Genomic DNA, 18,258 nt, shown 5'->3' with positions numbered 1-18,258 from the left:
AATTGAATATCATGAAAAACAACAATTTATTGCTCCTATTTTGTTTATTATTAACATACGTAGGATTTGCTCAAGATTACGATTTTGTAGTCTCTCAAGATGGCGCATGGACTTGGTATAATGATGAACGAGCTGCCTTTAAAAATGATCGTTTATACACCTCATATGTTAAAAGAAATGGAAAAGTTGCACTTTCTGTAAATAATATTAAAACTGGTGCAACAATAGGAAGTGAAACAATTCTAAGTACATGGACACAAAAAGATGATCATAATAATGCTGCTATACTGCTTCGACAAGATGAAAAAATAATGGCATTTTATAGCCCGCATATTCGTGAAAAGGAAAATTACTATAGAACCTCTCTTGTAAATCATCCTTCTAAACAAAGTGATTGGAGTAATCAAATCTCGCAAATAACCACAAATGATTCAGACAATAAAGGAGCAACTTATAATAATGCTTTTCAGTTAAGTGCAGAAAATGGTAAAATATACAATTTTATGCGTACGAATAACTTTAATCCAAATTGGAAAGAGTATACGGCCAATGGAACCCCGCTTCGAAATGGAAAAGATATTATTTTATTTAAAAATGGAAATGGAAGCGTTCGCCCTTATGTAAAATATACATCTAATGCTATAAATCGAATTGATTTTTTCTTTACCGATGGTCATCCTAGAAATGCTAATAATAGTTTATATCATTGCTACTATCAAACTAATTCGAATGGAAATCAAGGTAGTATTTATCAAACTGATGGTACATTCATAGCTACCTTACAAAGTGTAATTAATGGAACACCTATCGATGTATCAAAAGTAAACAAACTATATACTTTTGGATCTGATGGCACTAATGCCAGAGCATGGACCCATAGCATTAATTACGATACTAACGGAAGACCTGTTGTAACCTACTCAAAACAAATCAATATTAATTCTATTACCTATCATTATGCACGGTGGACAGGTAGTCAATGGAATAATTATTTTGTTTCTGACGCAGGAAAAGGTTTGTACAATGGCGAGGACGATTATACAGGTATTATTACCTCCAACCCCTATAATACGAACGAAATATTTATGTCGTCTAATCGCAATCCTATTACAGGAATTGAAAATAATCGATATGAAATCTATTCTGCTACTACAGTTAATGGAGGTAATAGTTGGAACTGGACAGCCATAACAACAAACTCTACGAAAGATAATTTACGCCCTTTTATTCCCAAAGGAATAACCAATACAAATGATAGAGTTGCTCTATGGTTTTATGGTGATTATATTACATATGAAAACTATAATACAAAGATTGTAGGAGAATTTATTAATAGAAATAATACCAATCCTCCTTCAACGACTATTACTTATGGTGTAGACATTAATACTGCATCTAGCGCTACACAAAATGGTTATAAAAAATTAATGGCCACTATTGGTTCAACGGCTATCGATGATGGGGTAAACTTTACACTGTTTGGTAATACTACAGATTCGAGAAATAGATCGGGAGCTCCTAATAATCTTTTAAGTGATTTTGCTTTTAATAACCCTGAAATAAATGATGGCATGATAGGAGTTAGTGTTTCAGGTTTACCAGAAGGTAGTTACAAAATCAATAGTTATCATTTTGATCAAAACTACCCAGTTACTGTTAGCGTAACCATAAAAGAACAAGGAGGAGCGCCTATTAAAACAGTTACAGTAAGTAGTGCATCTCCATCTGAATTCGAAATCACCGCACAAGCAGGAAAAGTATACGAAATTATTGCCAAAGAGGATAATATTAGTAACCGTACACGATTTAATGGTCTTTCTTTAACAAAAATTAATCCCGTACCTCCATCAAATAGTCCAATCGCCAAAATCGATATTGACACCGATTTAAAAAACACTAAACCCGGATATACTAGTTTAATAGGAACACCAAATAACTCTACGATTATCAATGGTGCTTCTTATCAATTATTTGGTTTTTCGAATCAACCTAGTACGACTACTGGAGGTGGACAAATTCTAAATGATTTTGCTGCAAATACAGGAAGTGTTGCAGCTACTCCTGCCATAGGGGTTAGAATAAAAAACTTAGAAGCTGGCACATATACTGTAAAAAGCTGGCATTATGATGCTGCTGTTTCAAGTAGTAATGTAAAAATTCAAATTAGAGATGCTGGATTTGGTAATCCATTAACCACTTTAAAAACTGGGATAAGTCTTGGAAGTACTAGTGCAACTACATATCAGATTACTATTGAAGCTGGTAAAGATTATGATTTAATCATTCGTAGTGATCAAGGTACAGAATCAAGATTAAATGGACTGGAACTTACATCAAGTACTACATCAAAAGTTACCCCAATAAAAACAACGTTTTTCGATGATATAAGGATACATCCCAACCCATTCACAGACAAAGTAATCATACAGTTAAATCCTAAAGTCATATATCAAAAAGCTATTTTATTTGATGTTATGGGACGAAAAGTGATCGAAAAATCAATAGATAATAAAAGTAATAGACTTGAACTAAATACACGTACAGCACCCGGAACATATCTTTTGGCAGTTTACGAAAAATCAGGAACTACTATTACCAAAACCATAATCAAACAATAAAACAGATGAATACATTATATAAAACGCGATATGCTACAGGACCTGAAGCTTTCAAACGATATGACACAAAAGCATTACGCGACGAGTTTTTGATTGATAATCTTATGCAACATGACAAAATTGTTTGGGTGTATACACATTATGATCGTTATATGGCTGGTTCTGCAGTACCCATAAAAAATGAATTAACACTAGAAGCTATTGACCCTTTAAAAGCCAAAAGCTTCCTTGATCGTCGAGAATTAGGCGCTATAAATGTTGGAGGTTCAGGATCTATTATCGTTGATGGTACTACTTATAAAACCGATTATAAAGATGCCTTATACATTGGAAAAGGAAGCAAAAAGGTAGTTTTTAAAAGTGATGATGCTAAAAATCCTGCAAAATTCTATTTAAACTCTGCACCAGCTCACCATGCATTTCCCACTAAAGCTGTAACCAAAAAACAAGCTAATAAATTAGAACTTGGAAGTACTGAAACCGCAAATGCAAGAACTGTTTATCAAATGATTCTTAGTGGTGTTGTTGAAACATGTCAATTACAAATGGGAATGACAGAGTTGAAATCAGGAAGCGTATGGAATACCATGCCTGCTCATGTTCATGACCGAAGAATGGAAGTTTACTTTTATTTTGAAGTTCCTAAAGAACAATCTGTTTGTCATTTTATGGGGCCAGTTAATGAAACTAGGCATATTTGGTTACAAAATCATCAAGCTGTTATTTCACCGCCATGGTCTATACATTCTGGATCAGGAACTAGTAATTACACATTTATTTGGGGTATGGCAGGTGAAAATCTAGATTATAATGATATGGATACTGCAAAAATTACCGACTTAAGATAACCTTTATATTATGACAAATTCATTATTTAACGTCTCCGGAAAAATAGCATTGGTTACAGGAAGTACCCATGGGCTGGGAATGGCTATGGCAAAAGGTCTCGGCTTGGCTGGAGCCACTATTATTGTAAACGGAAACTCATCTCAAGAAAAAATAGATCTTGCTGTAACCGAGTATAAAAATGAAGGCATACATGCTATCGGATATAAATTTGATGTTTCTAACGAGCAAGAAGTGATCTCGGCAATTAAAAAAATAGAGTCAGAAGTTGGCTCTATTGATATTTTAATTAACAACGCAGGAATTATAAAACGTACTCCTCTAATTGATATGGAAGTTGACGATTTTAAACAGGTTATTAATATTGATTTAGTAAGTCCATTTATTGTTTCCAAACATGTTGTAAAAAGCATGATACAAAGAAAACAAGGTAAAATAATCAATATCTGTTCTATGATGACAGAATTAGGTAGAAATACCGTAGGCGCATATGCTGCCGCAAAAGGTGGATTAAAAATGCTTACCAAAAATATGGCTACAGAATGGGCTAAATTCAATATTCAAGTTAATGGTATAGGACCGGGTTATTTTGCAACTTCTCAAACCGAACCCATACGAGTAGATGGGCACCCTTTTAATGAATTCATTGTAGGTAGAACTCCAGCAGGAAAATGGGGAGATCCTAATGATCTGGCAGGAGCTGCGATTTTCTTATCATCCAGAGCTAGTGATTTTGTAAACGGCCATATCCTTTATGTTGACGGAGGCATTTTAGCAACTATTGGTAAACCTTCAAATGAAGACTAATCATATTATAACCAAATGATCAATAGTAATGAAAGTTTATAATCTTATTTTTTTAATACTCTTATTTCTGGTTCTAGGATGTGAACCTATATCTAAAAATGTAATTACAATTACCAATACACTAAATCTTGAACGTATCGATGAACTAGTTCGCATTCCTATACAAAAGATTAATACACATATTCTGGACGTTGGTAAAAAATCTATCCTAACTATTTACGACGAAAACAATACATCTATTCCATTTCAATTAGAAGACGAGAATGGTGATGGGCAATGGGATCAACTAATTTTTACTACTGATTTTGTACCAAATGAGGTTAAAAAAATAAGATATACTGTCTTAGAAAATTCAAAAGCTTCAATATTTCCAAATGCTACCGATATCCATTTTGGCGTTGGTGACAGCAATTCAACTATTTCTGAAGTCAATGAATACAAACGCATAAACGATCCAAGGACAGCATCTCAAAAAAAATTCTTTCAGATGGAAGGACCCACTTGGGAAAATGACAAGGTAGGTTTTCGTATGTATTTTGACCCCCGAAATGGGATTGACATTTTTGGCAAAACAACTCCTGACTTAGTTCTATCTCACATAGGTATTAATGGAGATTATCATAGTAAGGAAGATTGGGGAATGGATATCTTAAAAGTTGGAAACTCTCTTGGAGCAGGATCTATAGCCATAAAAACAAAAGATTCATTATACCGAATAACCGGTAAAAACGGGGCTACTTTTAAAATTTTGGAACAAGGACCGATTAAATCTTCTTTTGAAATGAAGTATATTAATGATACTATTCAGGGGGTTCCAATACAAGCAAAACATAAGATTTCGATCTATAAAGGGCAATGGTATTATAAAAGTGATATCTCTTTATCGGGAATAACACCTGATATGAATTTAGTAGCAGGTATTGTTAACCTAAAACCTAATACACTACATAGTACGACTGTTAACAATTATTTTAGTTTAAACTCTTATGGAAAGCAATCAGAGAATGGAGATCATCTGGGAATGGCGCTGCTACTAAATAAGAAACTTTATAACACTCATAAAACTATTACCACGCAAGAGACTGGAATTACTAACACGCATTATGTATCCTTTAATTCTGAAAACGATATTCCTATTTCCTTCTATTTTTTAGCAGCTTGGGAAGCTTCAAATTCAAAATTTGGAACAGCAAAAGGTTTTACTAAAGAAGTAGCACAGACGCTAGAAAAGTTTTCTCATCCCATAATAATCGAATAGATGAGCATATTTAAAAACAACATTAATAGATTTCTTTTTGCACTACTTTCTCTAGTATTGATTTCCTGTAATGATTCAGAAAATGTACGTGTATTGCGTTTAGCTCATATTCTAGACACGAAACACCCTGTACATAAATCTATGGAAATTTTAGGGGAGCGTCTTGCTCAAAAATCTAATGGCAAACTGCAATTACAAATATATCCTAGCAGTCAACTTGGAGGAGAACGAGAATGTTTAGAACTTCTACAAATAGGAAGTTTAGATATCACAAAAGTATCAGCTGCTGTCTTAGAAAATTTTATTCCTGAATATCAAGTATTCGGAATCCCTTATCTATTTAGAGACCGAGCGCATGCCTTTACAGCATTGGATAGTCACCTTGGTGAGAATTTATTAACTCAAGGACAGAAATTCAGGTTACGTGGACTTACTTTTTATGATGCCGGAAGCAGAAGTTTTTATACTAAGAAAAAACCAATAGCGGTTCCAAATGATTTAAAAGGAGAAAAAATTCGTGTAATGAAAAGTAACATGGCCATAAGTATGGTTAATCAACTCGGGGGAGCTCCAACTCTTGTTTCATGGGGGGAGTTATATACAGCCTTACAGCAAGGCGTAGTTGATGGGGCCGAAAATAACCCTCCTAGTTTTTACACTTCAAAACACTACGAAATTTGCAAATATTATAGTTTAGACGAACATACCTCGATTCCTGATGTACTTGTAATTGGTTTAGATACTTGGGAACGTTTGACTGCACAAGAAAAGACATGGTTAAAAGAAGCAAGTACCGAATCTAAAATAGAGCAGCGTAAACTTTGGGCTGCTTCAGAAAAGGAATCTTTAGATGCAGTAGTCAAAGCCGGAGTACAAATTACACGTCCTGATAAATCTCTTTTTGAACAAAAAACTCAAGAAATCATTGCCACTTTTAAAGATCAACCAGAAATTATCAACCTTATCACAGCGATTAAAGAAATTTATTAAATAAAAACAGATGAAAATTAAAATCGATTCTATTTTAGAAAAAATCCTGGTCTTTTTACTCTTTATCATGCTAATTAGTGTTGTTTGGCAAGTATTTTCGAGATACATTTTAAAATCACCAAGTACGATTACCGATGAACTTTCAAGTTTTTCTTTGATATGGTTAGGTGTACTAGGTGCTGCTTATACAACTGGACAAAAATTACATTTGGCCATTGATCTTATTCCCGAAGCTTTAATTAAACGTAAGAAAAAAGTATATGATGGAATTGTATATGCCGCAATATTTTTGTTTGGATTTGCAATTATGATTATTGGGGGCATACGTCTATGCATACTCTCATTTCAGTTTGAACAAACCTCAGCTGCATTACATATTCCTTTAGGTCTTATCTATTTGGTTATTCCTATCTCAGGAATATTAATCTGTTATTATAGCCTTTATATTTACTTTAAGAATAATGACACTAACACTTCCTTATTATGAATTATACCGAAGTATTGATATTAGTCATTAGCTTTTTGATATTCTTATCATTAAGAGTTCCTATTGCATATGCTATTGGTTTGGCTGCTTTTTTCACATTAATAACCACAATGCCTTTCTTACCTTCGGTAACAACTTTGGCGCAACGTATGGCAACCTCTCTAGATAGTTTTACACTTTTAGCAATTCCATTTTTTATATTAGCTGGTCAAATTATGAATCGTGGCGGTATTGCAGTACGACTTATTAATTTTGCCAAAGCTATTGTTGGTCCATTACCGGGTGGATTGGCTTTTGTAAATATCATTTCATGCATGCTGTTTGGCGCTATTTCCGGTTCTGCGGTAGCTGCTGCTTCTGCAATAGGTGGTTTTATGAATCCGATGATGAAAAAAGACGGATATGATCCCTCATTTAGTGCTGCTGTAAATATTACCAGTGCAACTACAGGACTAATGATCCCGCCAAGTAATGTCTTAATTGTATATTCATTAGCGAGTGGAGGTGTTTCTATCGCTGCTTTGTTTATTGCAGGGTATGTTCCTGGTATACTTCTTGGATTGGCATTAATGCTTGTTGCAGCTATTTATTCAATACTCAAAAAATATCCTACCGAAAAATTAGTAGGCATTTCAGAGTTTTTTAAACGTTTTCTAGCAGCATTACCAAGTTTATTATTACTTGTAGTCGTTATTGGTGGTATTGTTGCCGGTATCTTTACGGCCACAGAGGCTTCTGCAATAGCAGTAGTATATACATTGCTATTAGCCGCTCTTTATAAAGAAATCACTTTTAAAGATCTATTCCCCATTTTTTTAGAAACTATTAAAACCTCTTCTATTGTATTGTTATTAATAGCGACTTCTATGGCAATGTCATGGGTGATGTCTTATGAAAATATCCCACAAGAAATTAGCAATGCTTTATTAGCAATAAGTGATAACCCAATCGTTATTCTAATCATTATTAATTTGATTTTACTCTTTGTTGGTATATTTATGGATATGACCCCTGCAATTCTAATATTCACTCCTATCTTTCTACCTATTGCAACCAAAATAGGGTTAGATCCAATACATTTTGGAATTATAATGATTCTAAATCTTTGTATTGGACTTTGTACGCCGCCTGTTGGCTCTGTACTATTTGTGGGTTGCAGTGTTGCTGGACTTTCAATTCAGAAGGTAATTAGGCCATTATTGCCTTTATTTTTAATCATGATTGTGGTACTGTTATTAATCACATACATTCCAGAATTGAGTTTATGGTTACCTAAACAGTTTGATCTGTAGTAAACATGCTATTGTTTGGGCAAGAATCTATATATTTAAACCTACAAATACTAATTCACACCCTCAATGCATCAAACAAAAACCCCTTGGTATTTTCTTCTTCTAGTAATTTTAGCTGGGGAATCTGTTTTTATTTTGCCGTTTGTTCTTGCTCGCGTTTTTAGACCAACAGTTCTTGAGGCATTTAATTTAGACAATATCCAACTAGGCATATGTTTTTCTACATATGGCATTGTTGCCTTAATTTCTTATTTTTTTGGAGGAGCATTAGCAGATAAATTTCCGCCAAGAAAATTGATTGCAGTGGCATTATGGATGACCGCTGCCGGTGGATTAGTATATGCCACTTTTCCTGATTATACAACATTAAAAGTACTTTATGGATACTGGGGCTTTACTACCATATTTTTATTCTGGGCTCCCATGATTAAAGCTACTCGAGTATGGGGTGGTACTACCTCTCAAGGTAAAGCATTTGGTTTTTTAGATGGTGGTCGCGGATTAGTAGGTGCGCTATTCGGAGCTTTAGGAGTATTGATATTCTCATTATTTATTACCTCAGAAATTGCTGAAGCCACCGCCTTAGAAAGCAGAGCCGCATTTAGCTATGTAATTTTGATATCTTCTGGTATTGTAAGTATTGTAGGTATATTAGTTTGGTTTTTCATGAAAATAGATCATACCTTAGAAAAGGAAATCATCATAGAAAAAATTACAGTATCCCAAGTGCAAGAGGTATTACGCCTACCTTCAGTTTGGTTACTTATGATCATTATTTTATGTGCTTATGTGGGATATAAAATTACAGATGTATTCTCGTTATATGCCAAAGATATTATGTTGTATGATCAAGTACAAGCCGCCCAAGTAGGTACTTTTTTATTATTTATCCGCCCCGTTATTGGGGTTTTAATCGGCATATTAGCCGATCGATCACAAACCACTTTTTGGTTATTGATTAGTTTTATAATTTCATTTCTTGGAGCGTTATTGTTTGCTACAGGTCTAATTTCTGCCTCTTCTACAGCTTTATTTTTTATATCTATCTTGGTCGTAGCCACTGGGGTTTATTCAGCTCGTTCTTTATACTTTGCTGTCATGCAACGCGGAAAAATTCCATTAGTACTTACAGGAACCGCAGTTGGTATTATTTCTTTGATTGGGTATACTCCTGATATATTTGCAGGTCCGGCTATAGGCTATCTTCTAGAAAACTCCCCAGGTCAAGAAGGGCATCAACATGTATTTTGGATGTTAGCTTTATTCTCATCTATAGGGAGTCTAGCGGCATGGTATTATTACAAATTGTATAAAAAGGAAAAGCATTAGACTATAGCAGCACTCTAAAAAATGTATTAGAAAAAATATATTGAGAATAGATTTTAGCTATACTATTCTCAACATACATTTTCTCTTTATTACAAATAATAATACCAATTTTATATATAAAAGGTATTGACACTATTATTTTGTTCCTTTACTACTACCTTTATTTTGATGTGTACTATTGTTTTCTAACAAACTGAAAAACTTTTCGAGAATCGTGTGTTGAAACGCTACGGCAAAAATAAAGGACTTAAAAAGCATCTCTGCTTCTACAAAATTGTGATCTCTTATAAAAAAAAGTGCACAAGCATATAATATCCCAATAATAACAGGCCACCATTTTACCGACATATACTTAGGAACCCATTTCCATTTTCTGCTTTTTGGATTTATTTTATTACTGGCATAGGCCATAATCATAAAGGTAAAAATGTATCCCCAGTCCAGATGGTTTATATAGCTCCCAAATTGATTTAAGATTCTTGTAAATATATTTAGTTCTTCCATTTTGATACTTTTAAAGTTGTTTATATTATGATTTTTGTATGTATACTAAAGCATAGTCTTTAATCTATATAAGTTCAGTTTCTAATACTCAAAGACAAACACTGATAGGTAGCAATACATATTTAATGATTGACACATGAATAATACATTATAAAGAAGTACTCATCATCGGCACTCTATATACCCCCCCCGTACATCTTGTATCGACCATTATTGGCAAAGTACTGCAGGCAGAGACATTTCCCTAAATTACTTCTCTTACCGCTACTAGTCACAGACTAACGACACGAGCTGCAGCTCGCACTAGCAAGAGAAGTTTTGTTCGTTATCCAACAAGGTCTTAGCATTCAGGTTAAACATTTCCTGATTACTGCTACGGCTGAGAAGTTGCAAATTTCGCAGCGTAAGGAAGCCTATCGGCTTCCTCCTTTTCTTCGTCCAAAATTGCGTTCTCTTTGAGAACCTCTTCCGCCTCTTACCGGACGTCTATAAGGGGAATACCTAGGGACAATCCTTCTTCTCATGATTCGATCATCAATAAAGTCTCTTTCCCTTCTATTATCTTTTATTATTTTACTCCGCCTCTCCAAAGCTTCCAAAAAATTTTCTGCTAATTCTTGTAATGAATTCTGACTATCACTTGCAATTCTTTCAATATCTTCTTCTCTAACTCTTCCTCTTCCCAAACGTGTTTCCCATTTTTTATATAGAATTTCTTTAATCTCCGTCATTCGACCGATCAACTCATTATTTTTTCTATCTCTTTCTTGCTCTAATCTTTTGATAATATCTAATTGATCTTTGGATATACTTTTTTTATTTCTATCTAATAATACATTGATATCTTCATTAATCTTTTTTATCTGTTTTATCAAGATTTTAGGTTTCTCAGGATAATTTTGAGTTGCTGATATAGCCAATTCTCTTGTAATTTCTCTATCTGGCGGATACATTTCCCCTCGAGATCGATGGGTATGATAATCATCTAAATTGTGACTTTGATGGATTACATCTCCGTATTTTCTGTATTCATAAAGAAAAGTTTTTACATTGATACGTTTTACCTCATCTGGTATTTCTTCATTTAGCAACTGGTTTACTCTTGCCAACTCTTCTTTATTATTTTTGTCTCGAGGAAATGTTTTCCATACAGCCTCCCATTTTTTGGAACCCTGATCGTATGTAACATTAGCTCTCAATTGTTCTGCAGCATCCTTTAGGGAAAGAACATCTTTCCCTATATTATCAATGTCAGCATGTTCTTGTGTAATTCTTCCATTTTCGAAATACAAGGTAGGAGCCTGATCTGATCCCGCTCCTTGTGTATATCCTATAAAATTTTTTAACATTTTTTTATTTTTTGAATTCTAATTTGTTTTTTATTGGCATTCTTACAGAAGTATGTATGTTAATCTGTTTTACCCAACCAAGACCTGGCAGGTTTCTGTCACGTGAGTTAAAAATCTTATCGCAATCATTTAGCGCTTAACATCTAGACTAAACATTTCCAGATCACTGCTACGGCTACGAAGTTACAAACCATGCAGAGCAAGTGATTTTATATAGTTAGCAAATTGATTTAAAATTCTTGTAAATATATTTAGTTCTTCCATTTTCTATTATTATTTCAATTTTACTATTAACCCATATAAGTACCAGATGACCGATCAGACTTTTAGACTATTTATATGGATAGGGTTATGAGGGACATGATCTGCCCGGAAATAAAAAATCATTAGAGTACCCTGTAGTTATCCATTCTCTTTTGTTACCATAGTCGTTTCCCAATTAGCAGGGTTTGTTGTTCTGAAATTTTCTGGATTGTACCGTTCTGACCCTGATAAAATAAACCTACAATTCTCACAGCAGGCTTTACTTTGTTCCTGTTTTCGTTCTAAAGCTTGTTTGAGTCCTTCCGGATCAGCTGATGCCTTTAGCTCCCCTTCAGATACACTTCTCGGTTGCATTACTGCTAATTTTAGATCTCCGATCTCTTGTTCGAGTAAGTGTGATGGCACCGATAATAATGCCTGATTGGCAGCTCCTATTTCGGCATGCATCCCTGGAGTACCATTTTGTATAATTTCACGAAGTCTTCTTCCCTGATCGGAGTCCTCCTTTAAAATAGTGTCAATGACTATTCTATTATCTGATTCTATAGGTTTGTCCTCACGTCTTTTCTGATTTTTATAAGTTCTTAAAATGACATCAACCTCACCTATTGATAATTTCAGCTTCTCTTTTATTCTATCCTCAAGTAACGGATGGACTCTTCCTTGATGTGCTGTTTTAATTTCTTCAAAAATGCCCTCAGTCTTTCTAAGATACCACCTTACAGGATTTTTGAAATTCGTGTACGCCTTAGAAAATGTATATCCTGAATGCACCACCGCCAATGCCCCAATAGAATCTTTATCACTTAAATGATTCTTTAATCTGTTTTGGATTTTAAGTGGAAGTGTCCTCTTAAATTCTTCTATTAATCTTCCAAATTTTTCTGTTTGATCAATGGTATCTTCAATAGTTAAAGAGGGAATATATTCCTGGATTTCATCAAATTGATTTAAGAACCTAATCGCTTCGGGCCAGGTCTGATGCTTTTCCTGTATTTTTTTGATATCGTCAATCCCGGGAATATTTTTTCTATTAAATATATCTGGTAACACATCATCCGGAACCGGATCAGCTTCTGGGGAATATATATGCTCTAAAATTTCTCTTAAATTTTCAAGATCATCAACGTTATCAAAATTAATTTTTTGCAATTCCTTATGTAATCCTAATACAGGAACATTTGCTATAGTAACCAGTCTAAGCACCGACTGAATAAGATCATTCTTAAAGTCATCATCCCCATCCTTTTTGTTAATGTTTTTAATCGTAATTACCCATGACTCCCTAAGCTTTCTTGCCAGAGAAACATTCTCCTCACTCACGGCTAAAATCACATTTAGATGCTCATCGGTTAAACCCAGCCCCTCGAAATCTTCATTAATATTCTCTAAAAATTCCTTGTATACATTGTCTTCTTTTATTAAACTGGGATCTAGAGTTGATCTAAGTTCATTTACTCTTAATGCTAATTTTTCATAAGCAGCAGAACCACCATTACTAATAAGCCTGTCAACTTCTTTAATATCGTCAAAATCGATAGCATTAGGAGACGTCCATTTAGATATTATTCTTTTGATATTATCTCTTCCGTTTTTATTACCAATTTTATTTTTTCCCGGTATTAATGCCTGAATACCTTCTAATTGTTTTTCTATATACACCTTATTGCTATCTTCTAGTATTCTTTTCTGTGATTCATCGTTAGTTGTTAACGCTTCCTTACCTTTTTTCTTAGTGTTCCTTTTATTATTTCTTTTATCTTTTGGCATGATTTTAAATTTTATAAGTTATTATGTAATCTCCTCTCTTCCTGCATGGTAAAACCCTCAAACATTAAGTCTTCTTCTCTATTTATTTTTTTGTACTCTAACAGATGCTTCTAATGATGTTCTGTGAGTTTTCTATTATAGTCGAAGCAGTAAATCGACCACAAAGTCGTAAACCTTGTAGAGCAGGAAATATCCTAATACGATCTCAATACACAATCCGGGTTATACAAACAAAGCCGTATCAATACCTCGTTCATTTAATTTATCCTTAAAACCTTGTGGTAGGTCTTGGATTAAATAGTTATAAACATCTTGAGAATAATTAGTAACATCTTCTACCGTTTTACCAGCAAATTGCTCTATAAACCCTTTATAAGTTGCTACAAAAGTATCTATCTGTTGAGGTTGCCAGTTTTCACCCGCTTCAGAAAAATCGATATAAACCAAATTGCCATTAGCTCTAAACATTACATTATCCGGTCTAAAATCAGGAACTGGTTCTTGAGCTGTCTGACCAGATTGCAATGCATTGAACACTTCTATTACATTGCGATCCAACACCTCCTTTACTTGCTGAAATCTTAGATCATATTTGGGCTCACCAATTCTTGTTATTAGAGCCGAGCTATATGCAAGAGGTATTTTTTCTACCAGATAATAATTTTGTTCTACTGCCTCTCTTTTATTATAAATAATAGGTAATTTTATTTCACCTCTTAAAGCATTATAATTACGTATCCCACTAGTCACAGAAGTAGCATCTTCAATGGGTTTGGGGGTTCGTATCAGTAGGTTTGCATTGTCAACTCCTCCTACCAAATTATCTTGGGCGTTGTCAATACTATAGATATTATGAAAACCCCCTTCACTGCTAAACAAAGAGGTATGTATACTCCTATTTCCAAACCTAAACATCTTAATAGATGGTGTTAGTCTTTCGGCTTCTGCTTGTTCTCGTTCTCGTTCCTGTCTTTCTCTCTCTTGTTCAGAAGCTATCTCGGTTTCTACCGCAGTGATATCGATTCCACTTTCTTCGAGACTGATTTGTTTATCTACCTCATCCTTATGCGCAGCATTCCAATACTTAAACAGCTCATAGGCATCTTGTTTTATATTAAAATAAAGCGAGGTAATTATTTGTTTAGCAACGATTTTTGTTCCAGCTATCAAATACCCGTATCCTTTACTTTCTAACCATGCCCTAGCATCTTCTATAGTAATTGCCGCTATTTCTGCCTGCACTCGTTGGTTAATTTCAGGTACCTCTGTATCCGGGGTATCTGCTACGAATCGGTTTAGAACCGAATCAAATCTAAACGTCGTTCCAAAAACCTGATTATTCACAGGATTATCAATATACTGGTATTGTTCCCCTGTTTTTCGAACGTAATATTTGTTGATACCATCATAAAAAAGTGTATCATCATTTCTGGATTGCCACAACCCTCCTATCCCAAGTATCCAATTCGCCCCTGTAGTATCTGTTGGTTGTTGTGGTGCTTCTTCTGCAACTGGGCTTTGCGTATCTACATTTTCTGTCTGCGCCTCGGTCTCAACTACTGGTATCTCATTAGCGGGTTGATCAGTATTTAACCCCTCATTTTCAGGTGTATCCAATTTTCGTATTTTGTTTCTACCCAATCTTTCTGTTCTATTTATAAGCTTCTTTCTTTTCATCATTATTGTGTTTTATTTTTTTTCAGTTGAAATTGCTTGTATTGATTCCTTAAGAATATGCTCTACTCTTGTGTGTATTTCCCTAATCTTACCGTAATTCTACCACGTACATATTACCCGAACTTGTTTCGATAGCGGGTAGGTGTGTTCCTTTTCTTACTCCCCGACCAGCATATCAAAAAGATTATCGTTATCAGATTAATTCAAAAAATTCATGGTTTTTCGGGTCTGGATAGGTTTTATGTGCTACTCCCTCTTACCGCTACTATTTTATTGACTAACGGTAGCTGGGTAGTTGCCATCTGGATAAGTTTACGAACTACTCACTCTTGACTCCACTAATCACAGACTAGCGGTAGCTAGGGACTACAATTAAGTTGTTTCCTCGATTTTTTTTCTTCTCTTATTTTTGCCTCCTATTTGTACTGTATTATCTCTTTTTTCAGACCTTTTTCTTTTTATTCCTTTTTGTTCTGGTTCACTTTCTTCTAAGCTATCTTCTTCTAAATTTTCTTCTGAACCCATATCTTCAAAATCACTATCTTCCATATTGTCGTCTTCAGATTTGTTTTCAAAAACTCCCCCAATAGCTAAGTATTTTTCAAAATCTCCTAGAGTAAACACTATATTTTGATTTTCATCTTCAGGTTCTAGTTCAGCTATTTCACTATCGGTAACTTTTCCTAGATCTTTATTTTTTTCTAACCATTTTTGATATTCATCTTTTAATTCTTTGAACTCCCTTGGAATGTCCTCATCATTTTCTTCTTCGCCCAGATTTAATGGTCTAACTCTATTAAAAACGAATTTTAATATATTTTCTTTGTTTTCTTGTTTTTCTACTTCTTTTTTTATATTCTCATCTCTCAGAAACTCTTCAAGGTTTTTATTAGTAGGGTCTTTTGTATCTAATTTAATTTCTTGATTTTTGAGTTCTTCAATAATAATCTTTCTCCAATCATTTTGCAGCTTCCTTAAATAATTCATAATTACCAGCCTTTTTTTTACAAATGGATCATTCTCATTTTCTAAGGCATCACTAGGATTTATTTCTATCATCACTGGGAGGTGATCGCTTATAGTTAGCCAATACTTAGATATATCCTGTTCTTCACTTTCTAACTCATATATCTGGTTAGATTCAGGATGCAACAAACCTACTCTAGCCTTATCTTTCATATGATCCTGCACCACAAAATAGTCTGCTACCTGTAACCCAGTCGAATTTTGATTGGTGCCAGTAATAGGACGTTTATCTGATAGCCCAATTTTGGCAATTCGCTTGGTAAAATTGAGAGGTTGCCTCTCCCCATCTTCACTAAATTCTAAATTCCTAATCTCATTCACATTTGTCCCTTCTTTTCCTTTTCTTTCTATCTTATTATCATCTTTATCAAAAACCTCATTCCTGCCTATTTGTTTATCTGATACAACTCTAGCCTCCTCTGCTATATAATAATCTCCTCCTATTACCAGTACTGCACCTGCTTTTTCAGCCTTTTTCTTCAATTTTTTAAGAGGTTCTACCAGTTGTGTGTAAATATTGACACGTTCAAACTCAGTCCCTTCTGGAGTGGTATGCACTCCTGCCAGCCATATTTCTGGTTCTTCCTTATCTTTTACTTTAAGTTTATGCACAATTACAGGACGATGATCCAAGAAATTATCTTTATCTTTCTGATTTTCGATTTTTTTCCAATTTATTGTTTCTGCATGATCGATCTCAACTTTTCCCTTACGAAGACCAACATAAAAAGAACTTTCGTGCTCTAGCTTTTCAGCATTGTAAACAAGAGGATAATATTCAATCTGGCCTATGCCTCCATTTGCTTTCATCATGGGACCTTTGGCTACTTTATATTTATTTTCTGTACTGATCTCTACCTCAGTTTTGAAAGCATCCATACCTGTATTCATCTCGTTAAGCAGCATAAAGTCAATTGGATTTGTCTCTTGCTTTAAAATCGCAGTCAACCTCTCTACAATCGCGAGTTTATTCAGTTCCTTATCCAAGTCTTCTACTTCTTTTATTGAATCCTTCAGACTAATCAATTCTTTTTTGAAGTCTCCTTCATTTACTATTTCAATAGTTCTACCTAATGTTTTCCATAAGCTACGAAGCTCTTTTGCCTTTACTAAAAAAATGTTAAATCCTTCATAGTCATATGACTCTGGTATTCCTTTTACTTGACCTTGATCAAAAAAATAGTTCAAAATCCCAGATATATCACCATTTTTAATTCTCGCACTTAGTACTGATAATGATAGCTTTTTGTTAATTGAATTAATATTTTCGATAATTGATTTAATATCTTCAATGTTCCAATCTTCATTATTACTTGATAAATAAGGTTCAGCATCTTTAATGCTTCTTTTTTCATTTTCATCTAATTCTATATTCTCCTTTTTTAGGGAATCAGAAATTTCATCTACTTTATCTAGATACTCTTTAAGTCGTTTATCAAATAATTGTTTTAAAATACCTTTTACAAGTGATCTCCTGTCGTTGTAGGACTTTGCTCTCTTGGTTTTCTTATTTTCAGTTTTTTCTTGAGATACATAGTGCTTTTTTGACAGGGCATCTTTTTTAGAGTGGTTAGATGTAGAAAACCCATGTAGGTTAAAAGTCATTCCCCTTAGTAAACCATTGAATTCAGGAGGGTTTGAATTATCATTTTCTTTCATCTTTTCTTTTTCTTTCGGGGATGATGTTCTTTTATCTTTCATAATCTTAAAAATTTCAAGTATTATTACTTTAATTACTACCGTAGTAACTCACTATTTTTTCTATAGCTCTTTACTACTATTGTTTACTCCAACCTAGCAACTCTTGTTGCCAGTGCGGTTTTTCACTCTTGTATCTATCGGTTATTAGTTGTTTATTGTTAGTTACAAATCTTTACTAACGAAGTATGTTGTATGTCATGCTGCACTCTGTCAAAGCAACTATAGTTAGAAAGCTCTTCGACAGGCTCAAAGTGACAATTATCATATTGAGATAAAAATCTGTAACCCCAGCTAGGGTTTGTTGCTTCTTAATATTTTCTTACTTCTTACTCGGTATGAC

Annotated in this window: 13 protein-coding genes; 8 read left to right on the top strand and 5 right to left on the bottom strand. The window is 34.1% G+C overall.

Features of this window, described 5'->3' with window-relative positions:
- Positions 1-11 precede the first annotated feature (11 nt).
- From AWE51_RS24025 to AWE51_RS23990, 8 genes are all read left to right on the top strand, one after another.
- Complete coding sequence (locus tag AWE51_RS24025; RefSeq protein WP_066319346.1) at positions 12-2,618, top strand: BNR-4 repeat-containing protein; 2,607 nt, start codon at positions 12-14, stop codon at positions 2,616-2,618.
- A gap of 5 nt (positions 2,619-2,623) precedes the next feature.
- Entirely contained in the window at positions 2,624-3,466 is an 843-nt protein-coding gene (gene kduI, locus AWE51_RS24020; RefSeq protein WP_066319344.1) for a 5-dehydro-4-deoxy-D-glucuronate isomerase, read from the top strand.
- 10 nt (positions 3,467-3,476) lie between these two features.
- The gene (locus tag AWE51_RS24015) at positions 3,477-4,271 is read left to right on the top strand and encodes a gluconate 5-dehydrogenase (protein WP_066319341.1); all 795 of its coding nucleotides are present in this window, start codon (positions 3,477-3,479) and stop codon (positions 4,269-4,271) included.
- 28 nt (positions 4,272-4,299) lie between these two features.
- Positions 4,300-5,529, top strand: coding sequence for a DUF4861 domain-containing protein (locus tag AWE51_RS24010; protein ID WP_066319339.1), 1,230 nt, complete (start codon positions 4,300-4,302; stop codon positions 5,527-5,529).
- Positions 5,530-6,519 (top strand): TRAP transporter substrate-binding protein, encoded by a 990-nt coding sequence (locus AWE51_RS24005; protein ID WP_066319337.1) that lies wholly within the window; start codon positions 5,530-5,532, stop codon positions 6,517-6,519. It begins immediately after the preceding gene.
- A 10-nt stretch (positions 6,520-6,529) separates the two neighbouring features.
- Positions 6,530-7,006: a TRAP transporter small permease gene (locus AWE51_RS24000; RefSeq protein ID WP_066319335.1), complete on the top strand. Its 477-nt coding sequence runs from the start codon at positions 6,530-6,532 to the stop codon at positions 7,004-7,006.
- On the top strand, positions 7,003-8,298 hold the full coding sequence (locus AWE51_RS23995) for a TRAP transporter large permease (RefSeq protein WP_066319332.1): 1,296 nt from the start codon (positions 7,003-7,005) through the stop codon (positions 8,296-8,298). The genes AWE51_RS24000 and AWE51_RS23995 overlap by 4 nt, the downstream gene beginning before the upstream one ends.
- Before the next feature lie 66 nt (positions 8,299-8,364).
- Positions 8,365-9,627, top strand: a complete 1,263-nt coding sequence (locus AWE51_RS23990; protein ID WP_066319330.1) for an MFS transporter — start codon at positions 8,365-8,367, stop codon at positions 9,625-9,627.
- Between the two features lie 135 nt (positions 9,628-9,762).
- On the opposite strand, the gene AWE51_RS23985 is transcribed toward AWE51_RS23990, so the two are convergent.
- From AWE51_RS23985 to AWE51_RS23965, 5 genes are all read right to left on the bottom strand, one after another.
- Positions 9,763-10,131, bottom strand: a complete 369-nt coding sequence (locus tag AWE51_RS23985; RefSeq protein WP_066319328.1) for a hypothetical protein — start codon at positions 10,129-10,131, stop codon at positions 9,763-9,765.
- A gap of 413 nt (positions 10,132-10,544) precedes the next feature.
- Positions 10,545-11,480 (bottom strand): hypothetical protein, encoded by a 936-nt coding sequence (locus AWE51_RS23980; RefSeq protein ID WP_066319326.1) that lies wholly within the window; start codon positions 11,478-11,480, stop codon positions 10,545-10,547.
- Positions 11,481-11,882: 402 nt separating this feature from the next.
- On the bottom strand, positions 11,883-13,514 hold the full coding sequence (locus AWE51_RS23975) for a hypothetical protein (RefSeq protein WP_066319324.1): 1,632 nt from the start codon (positions 13,512-13,514) through the stop codon (positions 11,883-11,885).
- Positions 13,515-13,736: 222 nt separating this feature from the next.
- Positions 13,737-15,191 carry a hypothetical protein gene (locus AWE51_RS23970; protein ID WP_066319321.1) on the bottom strand — a complete coding sequence of 485 codons (1,455 nt, stop codon included), beginning with the start codon at positions 15,189-15,191 and terminating at the stop codon, positions 13,737-13,739.
- Positions 15,192-15,563: 372 nt separating this feature from the next.
- Entirely contained in the window at positions 15,564-17,918 is a 2,355-nt protein-coding gene (locus tag AWE51_RS23965; protein WP_066319319.1) for a hypothetical protein, read from the bottom strand.
- Between the last annotated feature and the right edge of the window lie 340 nt (positions 17,919-18,258).

It is taken from the genome of Aquimarina aggregata (genome assembly GCF_001632745.1).
Lineage (GTDB): Bacteria > Bacteroidota > Bacteroidia > Flavobacteriales > Flavobacteriaceae > Aquimarina > Aquimarina aggregata.
Note: the sequence above shows the minus strand (reverse complement) of the source record. Positions and strands in the feature narration are given on the sequence as shown.